The organism is Halobacillus litoralis, assembly GCF_020171725.1.
GTDB lineage: Bacteria > Bacillota > Bacilli > Bacillales > Halobacillaceae > Halobacillus > Halobacillus litoralis_F.
Map to the genome: position 1 here is coordinate 115,626 of NZ_JAIVAJ010000010.1, position 12,462 is coordinate 128,087.

The 12,462-nt window shown below is 47.3% G+C and carries 14 protein-coding genes and 1 riboswitch; of the genes, 8 read left to right on the forward strand and 6 right to left on the reverse strand.

Going from position 1 to position 12,462, the window contains the following annotated elements; genetic code table 11:
• Nucleotides 1–61 precede the first annotated feature (61 nt).
• A complete protein-coding gene (locus LCM20_RS18110) occupies nt 62–1,192 on the forward strand; it encodes an IscS subfamily cysteine desulfurase (RefSeq protein ID WP_225196902.1) in 1,131 nt (376 codons plus the stop codon).
• A gap of 51 nt (nt 1,193–1,243) precedes the next feature.
• A complete protein-coding gene (gene mscL, locus LCM20_RS18115) occupies nt 1,244–1,714 on the forward strand; it encodes a large conductance mechanosensitive channel protein MscL (RefSeq protein ID WP_225196903.1) in 471 nt (156 codons plus the stop codon).
• Between the two features lie 100 nt (nt 1,715–1,814).
• On the opposite strand, the gene LCM20_RS18120 is transcribed toward mscL, so the two are convergent.
• The 4 genes from LCM20_RS18120 to LCM20_RS18135 form a co-directional block, all read right to left on the reverse strand.
• On the reverse strand, nt 1,815–1,994 hold the full coding sequence (locus LCM20_RS18120) for a hypothetical protein (RefSeq protein ID WP_225196904.1): 180 nt from the start codon (nt 1,992–1,994) through the stop codon (nt 1,815–1,817).
• Nucleotides 1,995–2,107: 113 nt separating this feature from the next.
• Nucleotides 2,108–3,343 carry a molybdopterin-dependent oxidoreductase gene (locus LCM20_RS18125; protein WP_225196905.1) on the reverse strand — a complete coding sequence of 412 codons (1,236 nt, stop codon included), beginning with the start codon at nt 3,341–3,343 and terminating at the stop codon, nt 2,108–2,110.
• Between the two features lie 553 nt (nt 3,344–3,896).
• The gene (locus tag LCM20_RS18130) at nt 3,897–4,325 is read right to left on the reverse strand and encodes a BrxA/BrxB family bacilliredoxin (RefSeq protein WP_225196906.1); all 429 of its coding nucleotides are present in this window, start codon (nt 4,323–4,325) and stop codon (nt 3,897–3,899) included.
• Between the two features lie 2 nt (nt 4,326–4,327).
• Nucleotides 4,328–5,470 carry a conserved virulence factor C family protein gene (locus tag LCM20_RS18135; RefSeq protein ID WP_225196907.1) on the reverse strand — a complete coding sequence of 381 codons (1,143 nt, stop codon included), beginning with the start codon at nt 5,468–5,470 and terminating at the stop codon, nt 4,328–4,330.
• Between the two features lie 176 nt (nt 5,471–5,646).
• On the opposite strand from LCM20_RS18135, the gene LCM20_RS18140 reads away from it, so the two are divergent.
• The 4 genes from LCM20_RS18140 to LCM20_RS18155 all read left to right on the forward strand — a co-directional run bounded on the left by LCM20_RS18140 (nt 5,647) and on the right by LCM20_RS18155 (nt 9,877).
• Complete coding sequence (locus tag LCM20_RS18140; protein ID WP_225196908.1) at nt 5,647–6,093, forward strand: DUF4064 domain-containing protein; 447 nt, start codon at nt 5,647–5,649, stop codon at nt 6,091–6,093.
• 202 nt (nt 6,094–6,295) lie between these two features.
• The gene (locus LCM20_RS18145) at nt 6,296–7,780 is read left to right on the forward strand and encodes an HD-GYP domain-containing protein (RefSeq protein WP_225196909.1); all 1,485 of its coding nucleotides are present in this window, start codon (nt 6,296–6,298) and stop codon (nt 7,778–7,780) included.
• An 89-nt stretch (nt 7,781–7,869) separates the two neighbouring features.
• A riboswitch (SAM riboswitch) is annotated at nt 7,870–7,979 on the forward strand.
• A gap of 246 nt (nt 7,980–8,225) precedes the next feature.
• A complete protein-coding gene (gene sfnG, locus LCM20_RS18150) occupies nt 8,226–9,308 on the forward strand; it encodes a dimethylsulfone monooxygenase SfnG (protein WP_225196910.1) in 1,083 nt (360 codons plus the stop codon).
• On the forward strand, nt 9,305–9,877 hold the full coding sequence (locus LCM20_RS18155) for an NADPH-dependent FMN reductase (protein ID WP_225196911.1): 573 nt from the start codon (nt 9,305–9,307) through the stop codon (nt 9,875–9,877). Before sfnG ends, LCM20_RS18155 begins: the two co-directional genes overlap by 4 nt.
• A gap of 48 nt (nt 9,878–9,925) precedes the next feature.
• On the opposite strand, the gene LCM20_RS18160 is transcribed toward LCM20_RS18155, so the two are convergent.
• Entirely contained in the window at nt 9,926–10,099 is a 174-nt protein-coding gene (locus LCM20_RS18160) for a hypothetical protein (RefSeq protein WP_225196912.1), read from the reverse strand.
• A gap of 119 nt (nt 10,100–10,218) precedes the next feature.
• Between LCM20_RS18160 and LCM20_RS18165 the strand changes: the two genes are divergently transcribed.
• On the forward strand, nt 10,219–11,109 hold the full coding sequence (locus LCM20_RS18165) for a formate/nitrite transporter family protein (protein WP_225196913.1): 891 nt from the start codon (nt 10,219–10,221) through the stop codon (nt 11,107–11,109).
• 27 nt (nt 11,110–11,136) lie between these two features.
• Nucleotides 11,137–11,832: a peptidase E gene (locus LCM20_RS18170; RefSeq protein WP_225196914.1), complete on the forward strand. Its 696-nt coding sequence runs from the start codon at nt 11,137–11,139 to the stop codon at nt 11,830–11,832.
• 71 nt (nt 11,833–11,903) lie between these two features.
• On the opposite strand, the gene LCM20_RS18175 is transcribed toward LCM20_RS18170, so the two are convergent.
• Nucleotides 11,904–12,374, reverse strand: a complete 471-nt coding sequence (locus tag LCM20_RS18175) for a DinB family protein (protein ID WP_225196915.1) — start codon at nt 12,372–12,374, stop codon at nt 11,904–11,906.
• Nucleotides 12,375–12,462 lie beyond the last annotated feature (88 nt).

Genomic DNA, 12,462 nt, shown 5'->3' on the forward strand with positions numbered 1-12,462 from the left:
CACCTATATTTACATACTATTACACTTATGACAAGTGAAAAGTCGAAATGAGGGAAAGAAGATGGAGAAATATTTTGATTGTGCCGCGACAACTCCTATGACAGAAGCTGCGCTGGGAGCATTCACGAAAGCGGCTCGTGAATTTTACGGAAACACAAGCAGTGTGCATGACGTTGGAACAAAGGCCCATTCGCTCTTGGAACACAGCCGTGAGACATTGGCCGGATTGCTGGGCGTGGAGGCTTCCGGGTTATTTTTCACAAGTGGAGGTACGGAGAGTAACTGGCTCGGCATGGAGGCCATGATGTCTGCTGGTGGGGGAAACCATCTTATTCTATCTGCGGCCGAACATTCTTCGATAAGGCGTGTCGTCGAGAAAAAAGAGCGGGAGGGATGGAGCGTCACAAGGGTGCCTCTGACAGATGGAGGGATGGTTGATCTTAAGTCGTTAGAAGAGGCCATTACAGCGGAAACGGTCGTCGTATCGGTTCAGCTCGTCAATTCAGATATCGGGACGATTCAGCCGTTAAACGAGATTCATAGCCTTTGTAAGCGTCACAACCTCCTGTTGCACAGTGATTTCGTTCAAGCTTTTGGCAAAATAGATGTTAGGGAAGCAGCCTCCTTTGTCGACAGCTTCTCGCTTTCGGCTCACAAAATCGGCGGACCAAAGGGAGTAGGGGCTCTCTATATTCGTCCCTCCCTTTCATTTGAACCGATTTTTCCAAGCGTGACGCATGAGTCGGGTGTGAGGCCTGGGACAGTCAACACACCAGGAGTGGCGTCATTTATTGTAGCGGCTGATTCGACCTTGCGGGAAGACGGCATATTGGATTTGAAAACGACGTTCCTGAAACAATTGCGTGAGGACTTTGAAGTCGTGGGAGATGTTCGTCATCAGAGTGTACCGATTGTTGGGTTACTTGTGAAAGGAGTGCCTGGGCAATGGATGGTGCTCGAGGGAAGTCGTCACGGCTATGCTTTCTCGACAGGAAGTGCCTGCCAATCGGGAATGGATGGAACGCTCCCGACACTTGATGCTATGGGAATGACAGAAGAAGATTCAGAGGTCTTCATCCGAATATCCTTCCATCCTTCTCATACCAAAGAGGATGTCATCCATCTTGCTGACTGCTTGAATCAAGTCGTCGTTGATTATTCAGGAGAGAAGGTAGAAATGGCAGGGCGGTGAACATAGCCTGTCTTCTCTTTTCATATAAGTAACTATGAAAGGAGAGATTCTATGGGATTGTTCCGGGAGTTCAAACAATTCGCTGTCCGCGGAAGTGCCGTTGAAATGGGTGTTGGAATGGTGCTGGGCGCTGCTTTCAGCGGTTTCATAGATTCACTCGTCACGGATATGCTCCTGCCGCCTATCGGGTTGGTTTATGCCAGTATGAATTTCGAGAGTCTGTTCATCAATCTGAGCGGAGGCTATTACCCGACACTTGCAGCCGCCAAAGAAGCAGGAGCCGCGACGATCAACTACGGAATGTTCATAAGTGCAACGATTCGATTTATCATCGTCATGTTCGCCGTCTTTATGGTCGTCCGCCAAATTAACCGTTGGAAGAAGCCGCATCGACACCCGATGGACGCGATGACGAAAAAGGAATGCCCTTATTGCTGTATGCCGATCCCAAGCCAGGCTGTCATCTGCCCGAATTGCTCTTCCAGCTTATCTGTAGACCAGCCACGCTGGCGGGTAAAATAATAGATGGTTCCGTCTGATAGTTCGTCGGAAGCGGTTTGATTTCCATCAAAAAAGGTTCCGATCATCATTATGATGTTCGGAACCTTTTTCTATGTCCTTATCAATCTTCTTCGTTTTCCATACCTTCAGAGTCTTCCATTTCACCGGAATCCTCCATCTCACCTGAGTCTTCCATTTCTCCGCTGTCCTGTTCTTCCATGTCGCCTTCCCCATCGCTACCGCATGCCGCGAGAGCAAGAACGGAAGTTAAGCCTACTGCAAGCAACCATTTTTTCAACATAAAAATCGACTCCTCTCAGAATGGACGTTCATGTTCCGTTTACCCACAAAATGTAAATGGTATGTTACAGGAATATGAAATGTTTGAAATGATGTGGAAATGAACCTTTTGGCTCAGAGCTTGACCCAGGCGTCTTGACCATAACCTCTTTGCTGCCAATATCCGATATGTTCTTCGTCAATCAGTTCGATTCGATTGAGCCATTTCACGGATTTGTAAGCGTACATCCGCGGCACAATCAAACGGACAGGCCCTCCATTCCGATTGGGTATGAGCTCGCCATCAATCAGCATCGCGACCATGACGTCATCGTCCATCGCTTGGTCCAGCGTAAGGGAATCGGTGTACACGCCGTCTTGGGAATAAAATTTGACGTGTGTCGCCTTGTCTTTTACGCCTGCTCTTTTCAGCAAATCACTCAATTTGATCCCTTCCCACGTAACATCGAAAACGCTCCAGCCTGTCACGCAGTAAAAATTCGCAACTTGCACGCCCCTGTTGATTCCGACAAAGCTCTCCCAATCCCATTCTTGAACTTGATCAACGAGCCCGTCGATTGTGAAGGAGAAATTGTCATCTGTAATCGTAGGCATCTGGGTCACTGTGTAATAGCGGAACTCTCCAGTTCGGCCTCCGCCAATCGGAGGCTTCGATTTAGGGGCAGGTGTCGGCAATGGACTGAACGCTTCGGTTAACGGCATCTCAGAAGGGGGAGGGGGACCGCTCGGCAGATTTAAATATGGTTTTGCCCACTGATATATGAAAGGGGAGAACACAATCACGATTCCAGCGCCTGTTCCCCGCCTTAGGAAAGTTCTCCTATTCATGATTGGATTGCTGTCCTCAATGACCATCCGCTTGTTCTCTTTCTCTTCAGCACGACGCTTTTCAATCGCTTTGAACCACTGGCTTCTCGTAATGCTGTGATAGATCAAGTAGGGAACACCGACCCAGGTCATGATGTCGTGAACAATCAAAGCGAAAGAACTCAGTCCTGGATTCAGCTCACGCTGAAAGGTTAATAGAATCCCGGATACGATCAATGCTCCGAGAATGGACAGCACAACATATAGGTTCGTCCGGTTATTTTTCCGCTTGCGTAACGTTTTAAGATGCTTCACCATTTTCGGCGTGTAAAAGAGAAGGGGAAGAAGGCTGATGAAACCGATCCAGATGTGACTGTCTTTCACCCAGATCCGCACTTGGGGAAGCCACTGTCTGAAATCCGACGAGACGAGCAGGAGACCTGTAAGGGCAAGGAACGTAAAAAACAGGGCATTCCAATGGTGCAGCTGCTTTAATTTCTGACCGAACTTTTGTTGTCTTTTATAAAAAATGCTTTTATCCATAACGGGTGCTCCCTTCTATAGTTTACTTACCCGTTTACCGGTGTCCTTGTACAATCTAATCGGCTTTCTATATCAAAAAAAGCCCACTCTCTCTAAGGAAGTGGGCTTACAGAGTGTCGAGAAAGTCCTATCGGTTTTTCAAAGGTTAAGAAGCGGAGTTGGCGAAACAATTCGCTTTCCATGGGCGTCCGCTGAGTCTCCTAGCTTCCTACGCTGTTTCGCCAACACCTTTATGAGGAGGAGGAGGCGGAACCTCTTATGCTATCATCTGTAAAAGGCGATGATAGCACAGCATTACGTTCGTCCTTCCTCATTCCCGCTCGGTTCTGTTCCCACTACTTTCGTACAGCGGGGTGGAAAATCGTGAGACTCCTGCGGGATGCACGGACCACGGCGAGACCCCGGAAGACGAAGTCTGAGGAGGCTCGGCGTCCGCCGCGGAAAGCGAACTATTTTCCACCCCGCTGTCCTCCTCATTTGTAACAGAACCGTTCTCCACACTTTTTCAACAGTTTAAAAGCCCACTTTCTTTAAAGAAAGTGGGCTTCGGTCATTAGCAGTATTCGTTATAAGCGTTCGTAAGGTTGGTGATGATTTCTTCTGGTTCGTGATCCTCGATTTCTTCACGTGGAATGAAGTGTACGACTTGTCCATCTTTTAACAACGCCATAGATGGAGAGGATGGCTCGTAGCCTTCGAAATAGTCGCGCATACGGGCAGTCGCCTCGCGGTCTTGTCCTGCGAAAACGGTCACGAGATTCTCAGGCTTTTTCTCATTGGAAAGAGATTCGCGTGCAGATGGGCGGGCGAGTCCTGCTGCACATCCACAAACAGAGTTCACGACAACAAGAGAAGTTCCTTTTGTTGTGCTGATAAACTCATCGACTTCTTCTGGCGTCGTCAGTTCGTTGAATCCGGCATTCGTCAATTCATCACGCATCGGTTGGGAAATTTCTTTCATATAAGCTTCATATGGGTTCATGGTTATTCCTCCTGTTTTTGTTTAGTGGCTTGGGTCATTTGATGCCAAACGGAACCTTTGGCTTCTTCGCCGCCTTCAATACGTTCAATCGCCATATTGATCTGCAGGCGGACCTCGAATTCAGGATCGTCGGCGGCTTCCTTCAAGGCAGGAAGAGCGGCTTCGTCACCCAGCTCATATAAGAACATCGCTGCCCGCCAACGAACGAGGCGGTTCTTATCTTTTAACGATTCCATCATTTTCGGCATGGCTTCCTTAAATCCAAGGTCGGAAATACAATCGCCGGCTGTTCGTCTTACGGTGACGGACTTATCGTGCAACGCTTTATACAAGTAGGGGAGGGTTTCCATTTCTTCAATCATCCCTAAATACGCGGTTGCCAGTCTTCTGATCGAAGCTTTTTCATCATCCAGTGCTTTATCTAAAATTCTATAGTCGTCAGCGGTCGGATCCATACGATCAAGAGCAGCATAGCGCACTTTCCAATCTTCGTGGTCGAGTGTCTCAAGTGTGATCGTCGACTTTTTCTTCGTTGATTCGTCCTGCTCCTGGTCTTGATCAAACGCTTGTTTAACAAGAGAATTCAGTCGTTCTTCATCATAACTTGCCGAAATTTCTTCTTTGACCTGTTCTCCGATTTCATCGGCATCGCCGTAACGCGGGCTCTGCTCGATCCATTCCCGCTCCATAATCATATTAGGAGAGGCGGGAGCGGCTTCCATGGCGGCTTCCTGGAAGCGTGGTTCAAGACCAACGCGTTTTTCTTCACCGCGGTCCTCAAGCTTCACCTGCATGGGAATGCCTTTGAACATTTGGATGAATACTTTCACTTCTCCGAACGATTCTTCTTCTGTCGGTTCGGAGCTTTGCGTCGGTTCTTCGGCTTCAGATCCAAATACCTGCCTCACTTCTGGTAGAATGGATTCCCACGACACGCGGGCATTCCTCTCCAGTGCAATGAAGTCTAAGACATGGTAAAGTCCTTTGACACCTTCAATCTTAAATAGCTGCTGAACAAATGCAGGAGAGGAGCTGTGGTCATCCTCTTCTTTATAGTTATGCGTCTCACCTTCCGGAAGGCTTTCGCTCAAATTAATCTTCATAGAATTCGGGCTGGGAGTTGGTTCGATCGATATAATATTCATTCGTCATTCCCCCTTGCTGCGCTTTTCTTCCTATTTTATCAAAGAACCAAGTTGTCATCCATGAATACGAAACCTTTTCCTCTCATAGACGTAAACGTAGAGTAGGAAATGCTTTATCTAAGAAGCGTTATTGTTTACAATTTATGAAAGAAGTTAGAAAAGGAGAGAATGTCACTGTGAAAAGAACAGTAGAAATTGTCATAACGGTTATTGGAATCATATTGTATGGATTTCCTCTTATTATCGGGTTTTTCTTTCAATCGTTCCAAAACAATCCGCAGGCACGTGAAGACTTTATGGCGGCAATGCAGGAGGCTCCTAACGGTCAGGATCTTGAAGGGATTAACATGGACGAAATGTTTAACTTCCTCGGAACGTTCACCATGGTCATCATTGTTGCATCCCTGATTGCCATTGGCCTTGCGATCTTATCCATCGTATTTCTGAAGGGGAACAAGAAGCCTAAAGCAGCCGGTATTATTTTGATCATCACAGCGGTCGTCTTTGCGCTCGCTACAGTATTCTTCGGCTTGTTCGGTAGTGTCGCCTTCCTGATTGCAGGGATTGTAGCTCTCGTTCGAAAGCCGCCTAAACCAACAGACGAAGAAGCGATTACGTATTAAAAAAGTCGGTGAACGATGACTGGTAAAAACGATTATAGATTCTAGATCGAAAGCACGGGTCTTCTGGCTCGTGCTTTCTTCTATTTCGTTCACGATTTAGTCAGGCACATAATCTGCGATTGTCGAAAAATCTGGTATAATTGTACTATCTATCCCATTGGAGGAGAATGCTATGAGACCCTTCCAACAATTCCAAAGACGTATGCTGTGGAATTATGTCATCGGTTCAATGCTGGCTGTGTTTGGTGTAGGCAGTGTGTTCATTTTTCATACGTTAACGTTAAGCGGCGATGAAGCCGTCTATCTTATGATGGTCATGATGGTTTCGGTCCTGGTCATGCTGGGGGCGGAGCTTGTTGTGTATCGTTCGCATATCAAACCGATTCGCAGGTTGTTTGAGAGTGAGGCGGTGGAGGAGGAAGAGGTTAGGCATGCATTTCGACGTGCTCATCGATTTCCAATCTTGACCGTTCAACGAATTCTCGGTCCGCACCTTTTCGGTTTGGCGGTACCGGCTTCCGGGCTTAGTCTGCTCGGCATTTACAACGGATGGATCAGCCTTCCTTATTACTACATAGGTCTTGCATGGAGCGGCGCTGTATTAATTGCGGTGATGCATGCCCTCGTTGAATTTTTCCTGACGTTCAGGTCTGTTAACCCGCTGCTTGCTTCTTTATTGGAGCGGGCGGGGCAGTTAGGGTTCGATGTGTATCATACAGAGAGCGACTACTATTTAAGCATCCGTCGAAAACTGATGGTCAGCTCGATCTTTACGGCCGTTTTCCCAGTCCTCCTTTTCATCCTCGCTTCTCAAATCCGTCTGGCTGAAAGTGCTGGGAACGGAATTGAGGAATACTGGAGCTGGGCATCCATCATTGTCGTGGTCATTTTGGCAATGGGCTCGATCAGCTCGATGCTTCTGTATAAAAGTATCGAGGATCCGATGGGAACATTCAGAGAACAGTTTGATCAAGTGAGAGTCGGCCGCTTTGAAAAGATGGATAATGTCTATTCGGATGAGTTTTCCAATCTGGTGACGGGATTCAATCACATGGTGTCCGGTATCAAAGATCGGGACGAGGAAAACGAAAGGCTCCTTGAGAGCTTTTTCACCGTGTTCGCAGCGACGCTCGACGCCAGGGATCCATATACAGCAGGTCACTCCCAAAGGGTGGCGGAATATTCGGTGTGGATTGCAAGGCGGGCAGGTTTCTCAGAGGAAGAAATGGACTTGCTCCGAAAGTCTGCGCTCCTCCACGATATCGGTAAGATTGGAATTAGAGATGACGTCCTTTTGAAGGACGGTCGCTTAACCGATGAGGAGTTCGAACAGATCAAGAAGCATCCTGTCATCGGCTATGACATTTTACAGCAGGTGCAGCTTCCGGAACCCCTCCGTCCCGTCCTGCCAGGCGTTCGAAATCACCATGAGCGCTTCGATGGAAAAGGCTATCCTGACCAGCTGGCAGGGGACGACATTCCTGTATTCGGACGTTTGATGGCTGTTGCGGATGCGTATGATGCGATGACCTCCGACCGTCCTTATCGTAAAGGAATGCCGGAAGAAGAGGCGCTTTCGATCATTGAAGAAGGGCGCGGAACACAGTGGGATCCTTATTTTGCGGATCTGTTCCTGGAAGAAATGAGCGAGCGGAGAGCTCCGGTAGAAGCTGTTTCGACGAGATAATTTTATTTTTTATAAAAATCTGAAAATTAATTGACAAGTAAACAACTAGGGATTATCATAATGGATAACATTTAATTGAATACGCAATCTTCTTATCCAGAGAGATGGAGGGACTGACCCTGTGAAATCTCGGCAACCAGCGAAAGCCCGGTGCCAACTTCAGAGTCAATCACACTATTGTGATTGACAAAGATGAGAAGGACAGTGACGATTCGAATGGACGTCAATGCCCCCTTCTTATGCTGATGAGAAGGGGGTTTTTCATTGAATGTAGAATCAAAGACTCTATTTTTTGAGAAGAAGTAAAAAACCTCCAAGTGCGGCAACACTTGAAGGTTTGGCTGATCGCTCGTAATCACGGTTTGGATACGTAGGACCATCACCCTTAATTTACCATGAGTCCTATGTGTCCGTCTACTTATTAGAAAAAGGAGACGATGTACACATGAGTTCTTTAAAATTCGCCTATTGGGTTCCGAATGTCAGTGGAGGATTGGTGGTTTCAAAACTACCTCAAAAAACGGATTGGAGCTTCGAAGCAAATAAACGATATGCCCGAATCGCTGAGGAATCGAATTATGATTTGGCCTTGCTTCAGACCCGTTTCTTTGCAAGTTATGGAGCAGAATATCAACTGGAGGCCATTACGCTCGCTTCAGCATTAGCAGCTTCGACGGAGAAATTGAACCTGATCTCTGCCGTCCATCCAGGGTTATGGCATCCGGGCGTTTATGCCAAAATGCTGGCAACTCTCGATCACATCAGCGGCGGACGCGCAGCTGTCAATATCGTCAGCGGATGGTTCAAGCAGGAGTTCACCGGATACGGGGAGCCTTGGCTCGAGCATGATGAACGATACCGGAGATCCGAAGAGTTCATTCAAGTTCTACGAGAGCTGTGGACGAAAGAACAAGCCAATTTCAAAGGGGACTTCTATCGAATCAATGATGCACCATTCAAACCGAAGCCGGTTCAAGGCGGAGACCTTCCGATTTTCCAAGGAGGAAACTCGACTGCCGCGAAGCAGATGGCAGCGAAGTATTCCGATTACTATTTCATGAACGGCAATACATTAGAAGGTTTTGAAAAGCAGATCCAAGAAGTACGTGCTCTCGCCGAACAGGAAGGAAGAGAAGTGAAGTTTGCAGCCCACGGTTTCGTCATCGTGCGGGATACCGAAGAGGAAGCTCACCAGCTCTTGCATGATATCGTGCATTACGCAGATGAAGAAGCCGTAGAAGGGTTCCAGGAATCGGTGAAACAGGCCGGGCAATCCGCAAGTGACGGGGAAGGCATGTGGGCAAACTCCTCGTTCGAAGATTTAGTTCAGTACAATGATGGGTTTAAGACAGGTTTAATCGGCACACCAGAACAAGTAGCCGATCGGATTATCGAGCTGAAGAAGCTCGGCATCGACGTCATTCTCACCGCCCATTTCCACTACGAAGAGGACTTGGGGCGCTTCGGGAAAGAGGTCATTCCATTCGTCAAAGAGAAGGAAGCTGCTCTATCTGAGGTGCTTTCATGAAATTACTCGGATTGTCAGGGAGCGTAACCGTCAGCTCGAAAACGTGGAGCGCGATTCATCTCGCGGTCGAGGCGGCCGGACAATCGGCGCCTCAATGGGAAACGGAGGTCGTTCACCTCGGAGACTACGATACCGTTCTCTGTGATGGCCGGAATCCGTCTGATTACGTAGGGGAGACGAAAGAGCTTATAGATAAGGTCGAAGAGGCAGATGCCTTAATTATTGGGACACCTGTGTATAGAGCATCTTTGACGGGGGCGCTGAAGAACCTTTTTGACTTAATACCGAATGATTCCCTGAAAGGAAAAGCAATAGGATTTATAGCGACAGGCGGTTCTTATCACCACTATTTAGTCATCGACCATCAGTTAGTCCCGCTCGCTCATTATTTCCGTGCTCATGTTGTTCCGGGCGGGGTATATGCTCACAATGAACATTTCTCGAATAAGAAACTGACAGCTCCAGATGTACGGGAGAGGCTGATAAAGCTGGGGGAGTCTGTTGTGGAGCTTTCCTCTAGGTTAGAGCATAGACCGCTTGAAACGTCCCAGCCTTCTATATCCAGGTAATGAGAAACCGCCGGTAATGTGCCGGCGGTTTCTTTATGCATGGGGAGGCTAGTCCAGAATACGATTCATCTCATCGACATTCGCAAGCTCGCGGTCATACACGCGTCCGACTTGAGGTTTGAATCCGCTGCCGCCACAAACTTTACACGTATAACGCCATTCTTCATCGTCCATCAGCAATCCTTCACCATCACAGGCAAGACAATATTCATCCTTTGGCATCTCCAGCCCTCCTTCACGGGCAGTTTATAGGCTTACGTTGCGGCAAAAACGTATTCCTTATTCAAAAGAGATTATTTTTATGAAATTGCGGGAATATCAGAATCATTGGAGGGGATGACATGAGCCGAGATCAATTGCAAGAAGAAGAGCACGAAAACAAAGAGACGGATACAAACAAGAATCGAACTGTCGACCGTCCGGGACGGCAGTTTTATATACCATCACAAATTGTAGATGAATTTGGGGAAAAGGGACGGGACCACTTGGGAAAACCGTTCCGGGCACAGTTCTTACTCGCCTTGACGGCCGGTTCCTTCATGACCTTCGGGGCGATTTTCTCAATCCTGCTTGCGTCGGGAGTAGAGACGAAGGGATTGTACTACCTGATGTCGGGGCTTGGATTTGCGGCTGGGTATGCCATGGTTTTCATATCCGGAGCAGTCTTATTTACTGAAATCAATGTACTGCTTCCGTCATACTTATTCAACAAAGCAGGGCTGATGAAATCGAATATCTACAAGTTCTGGATTTCCACCTATGTCGGAAACCTGCTTGGAGCTTTCATGGTCGCAGGGTTAATTCAGCTGTCCGCCTCCTTATCTGATTCCTTTTATGTAGAGCTTTCGATGTTCCTGGATCATAAAATGAAGTTTATGGAGAATGGAGTACTTGGATGGTTTGAAATTTTGGTATCCGGCATATTGGCGAACTGGCTGATCGGAATGGCAGCGTTTCTGACAACGGCTGCACGTGACATCACCGGGAAGTTCCTTGGTACGATGCTTCCTGTTATCTTGTTTGTCGCCGGAAACTTCCAGCACAGTGCAGCCAACATGGGGTATTTCAGTATGGGGTTCTTAGCGAATAACCAATATACATGGTACGAATACATTTTCTTCAACCTTCTTCCGGCGAGTATCGGAAACTTAATTGGTGGGGGTATACTTGTCTCATTACTATTTTCTTATGCATATAAGGAGGATATTCAAACTTCTTTAGGGAAGTCATAGGTGTATAGGTATATAGGAGGGGTTGTGATGAAACAGTTGATTGCAATGGGAGGCGGAGGGTTCTCAATGGAGCCGGAAAATCCGCTTCTCGATGAATACATTCTGAACCAATCTCCTGAAGACAAACCGAAGATCTGCTTCATTCCGACAGCGAGTGGTGACTCGCAGAATTACATCGATCGATTTTATGAATTCTTCAGGCGGCAGAATTGCGTGCCTTCTCATTTGTCTTTGTTTAAACTGAAGAACAGGGACATTGAAGGTTTTTTAATGGAGCAAGACATCATTTACGTGGGTGGAGGCTCTACGAAAAGCATGTTAGCTGTTTGGAAGGAGTGGGGCGTCGACGCCATTCTGAAGAAGGCCTGGGAAAAAGGAATTCTGCTTGCGGGAATCAGTGCAGGAGCCATTTGCTGGTTTGAAGAGGGGATGACTGATTCCTACGGGGACCAGCTGGAGCCCTTACCCTGTCTCGGGTTTCTGAAGGGGAGTTGTTGTCCACATTATGACGGTGAAGAAGAACGTCAGCCTTCGTACGAGCAGGCGATCGCCAATGCGAGAATACGACCGGGACTTGCGCTCGATGACGGAGCTGCTGTTCACTTTGTTGAGGATCAACTCAAACGTGCGGTCTGTTCTCGTCCTAATGCGAAAGCCAAAAGAGTTGCGCTACGTGAAGGCGAAATCGTTGAAGACATGATAACAACAAAATACTTATACTGAACAAAACCGCTTTCTCCCAACAGGTCCTGTCTTTTATAGGACGCGTACGTTGGGAAAAGCGGTTTTTGTCTTTATTCAAATAACATGATTTCAGGGTCTTTTTCATAGTTGTGGACGAGTATGGCATGCAGCTGTCCGCGGTGGTGATACATATGGGATAGGATCTGTAAGAGCCAACCGAAGCGGGTGTAGGTAACCCCCCACCAGGAAGTCGTTTCCGTGAAAAGTTGATCTTCCGTGAAATTCTCGAATTGAACTTTGAGTTGGGAGAAATGATCGAACAGCGCTTCCAGCATTTCATCTTTTGTCTTTAAAGAAATGGAAGAGTAGAAAGCCTTCATTTCTTCTTCCGTTGCTTCGTTCGATATGTGCCCATCGGCTGCTGGGATAGTCGCGATATGTTCAATTAATTCACCAATCGACCGCTTCCCCTCAGTCGGACGGAAAGAAAGGTCTTCGTGATCGAGTTGTCCGATCATCTCTGAAACAGAGGCAATCACAATTTCTAACTGATGGAAAGCACTTTGACAGTACATATTCATGAGAACCAACCTCGTTTATTAAAAGTCTCACGTTCTTATTCTTCAATGAAGAACTGGATTCCTTGTCTATATAGAAAAAAGAAGCTGA

Coding starts and splice junctions, on each gene's coding strand:
- LCM20_RS18135 (WP_225196907.1), bottom strand. CDS start 5,470: ATGAATATTATATCGATCGAACCAACTCCCAGCCCGAATTCTATGAAG.
- sfnG (WP_225196910.1), top strand. CDS start 8,226: ATGAGTTCTTTAAAATTCGCCTATTGGGTTCCGAATGTCAGTGGAGGA.
- LCM20_RS18110 (WP_225196902.1), top strand. CDS start 62: ATGGAGAAATATTTTGATTGTGCCGCGACAACTCCTATGACAGAAGCT.
- mscL (WP_225196903.1), top strand. CDS start 1,244: ATGGGATTGTTCCGGGAGTTCAAACAATTCGCTGTCCGCGGAAGTGCC.
- LCM20_RS18165 (WP_225196913.1), top strand. CDS start 10,219: ATGAGCCGAGATCAATTGCAAGAAGAAGAGCACGAAAACAAAGAGACG.
- LCM20_RS18175 (WP_225196915.1), bottom strand. CDS start 12,374: ATGAATATGTACTGTCAAAGTGCTTTCCATCAGTTAGAAATTGTGATT.
- LCM20_RS18155 (WP_225196911.1), top strand. CDS start 9,305: ATGAAATTACTCGGATTGTCAGGGAGCGTAACCGTCAGCTCGAAAACG.
- LCM20_RS18120 (WP_225196904.1), bottom strand. CDS start 1,994: ATGTTGAAAAAATGGTTGCTTGCAGTAGGCTTAACTTCCGTTCTTGCT.
- LCM20_RS18130 (WP_225196906.1), bottom strand. CDS start 4,325: ATGAACCCATATGAAGCTTATATGAAAGAAATTTCCCAACCGATGCGT.
- LCM20_RS18145 (WP_225196909.1), top strand. CDS start 6,296: ATGCTGTGGAATTATGTCATCGGTTCAATGCTGGCTGTGTTTGGTGTA.
- LCM20_RS18170 (WP_225196914.1), top strand. CDS start 11,137: ATGAAACAGTTGATTGCAATGGGAGGCGGAGGGTTCTCAATGGAGCCG.
- LCM20_RS18160 (WP_225196912.1), bottom strand. CDS start 10,099: ATGCCAAAGGATGAATATTGTCTTGCCTGTGATGGTGAAGGATTGCTG.
- LCM20_RS18125 (WP_225196905.1), bottom strand. CDS start 3,343: ATGGATAAAAGCATTTTTTATAAAAGACAACAAAAGTTCGGTCAGAAA.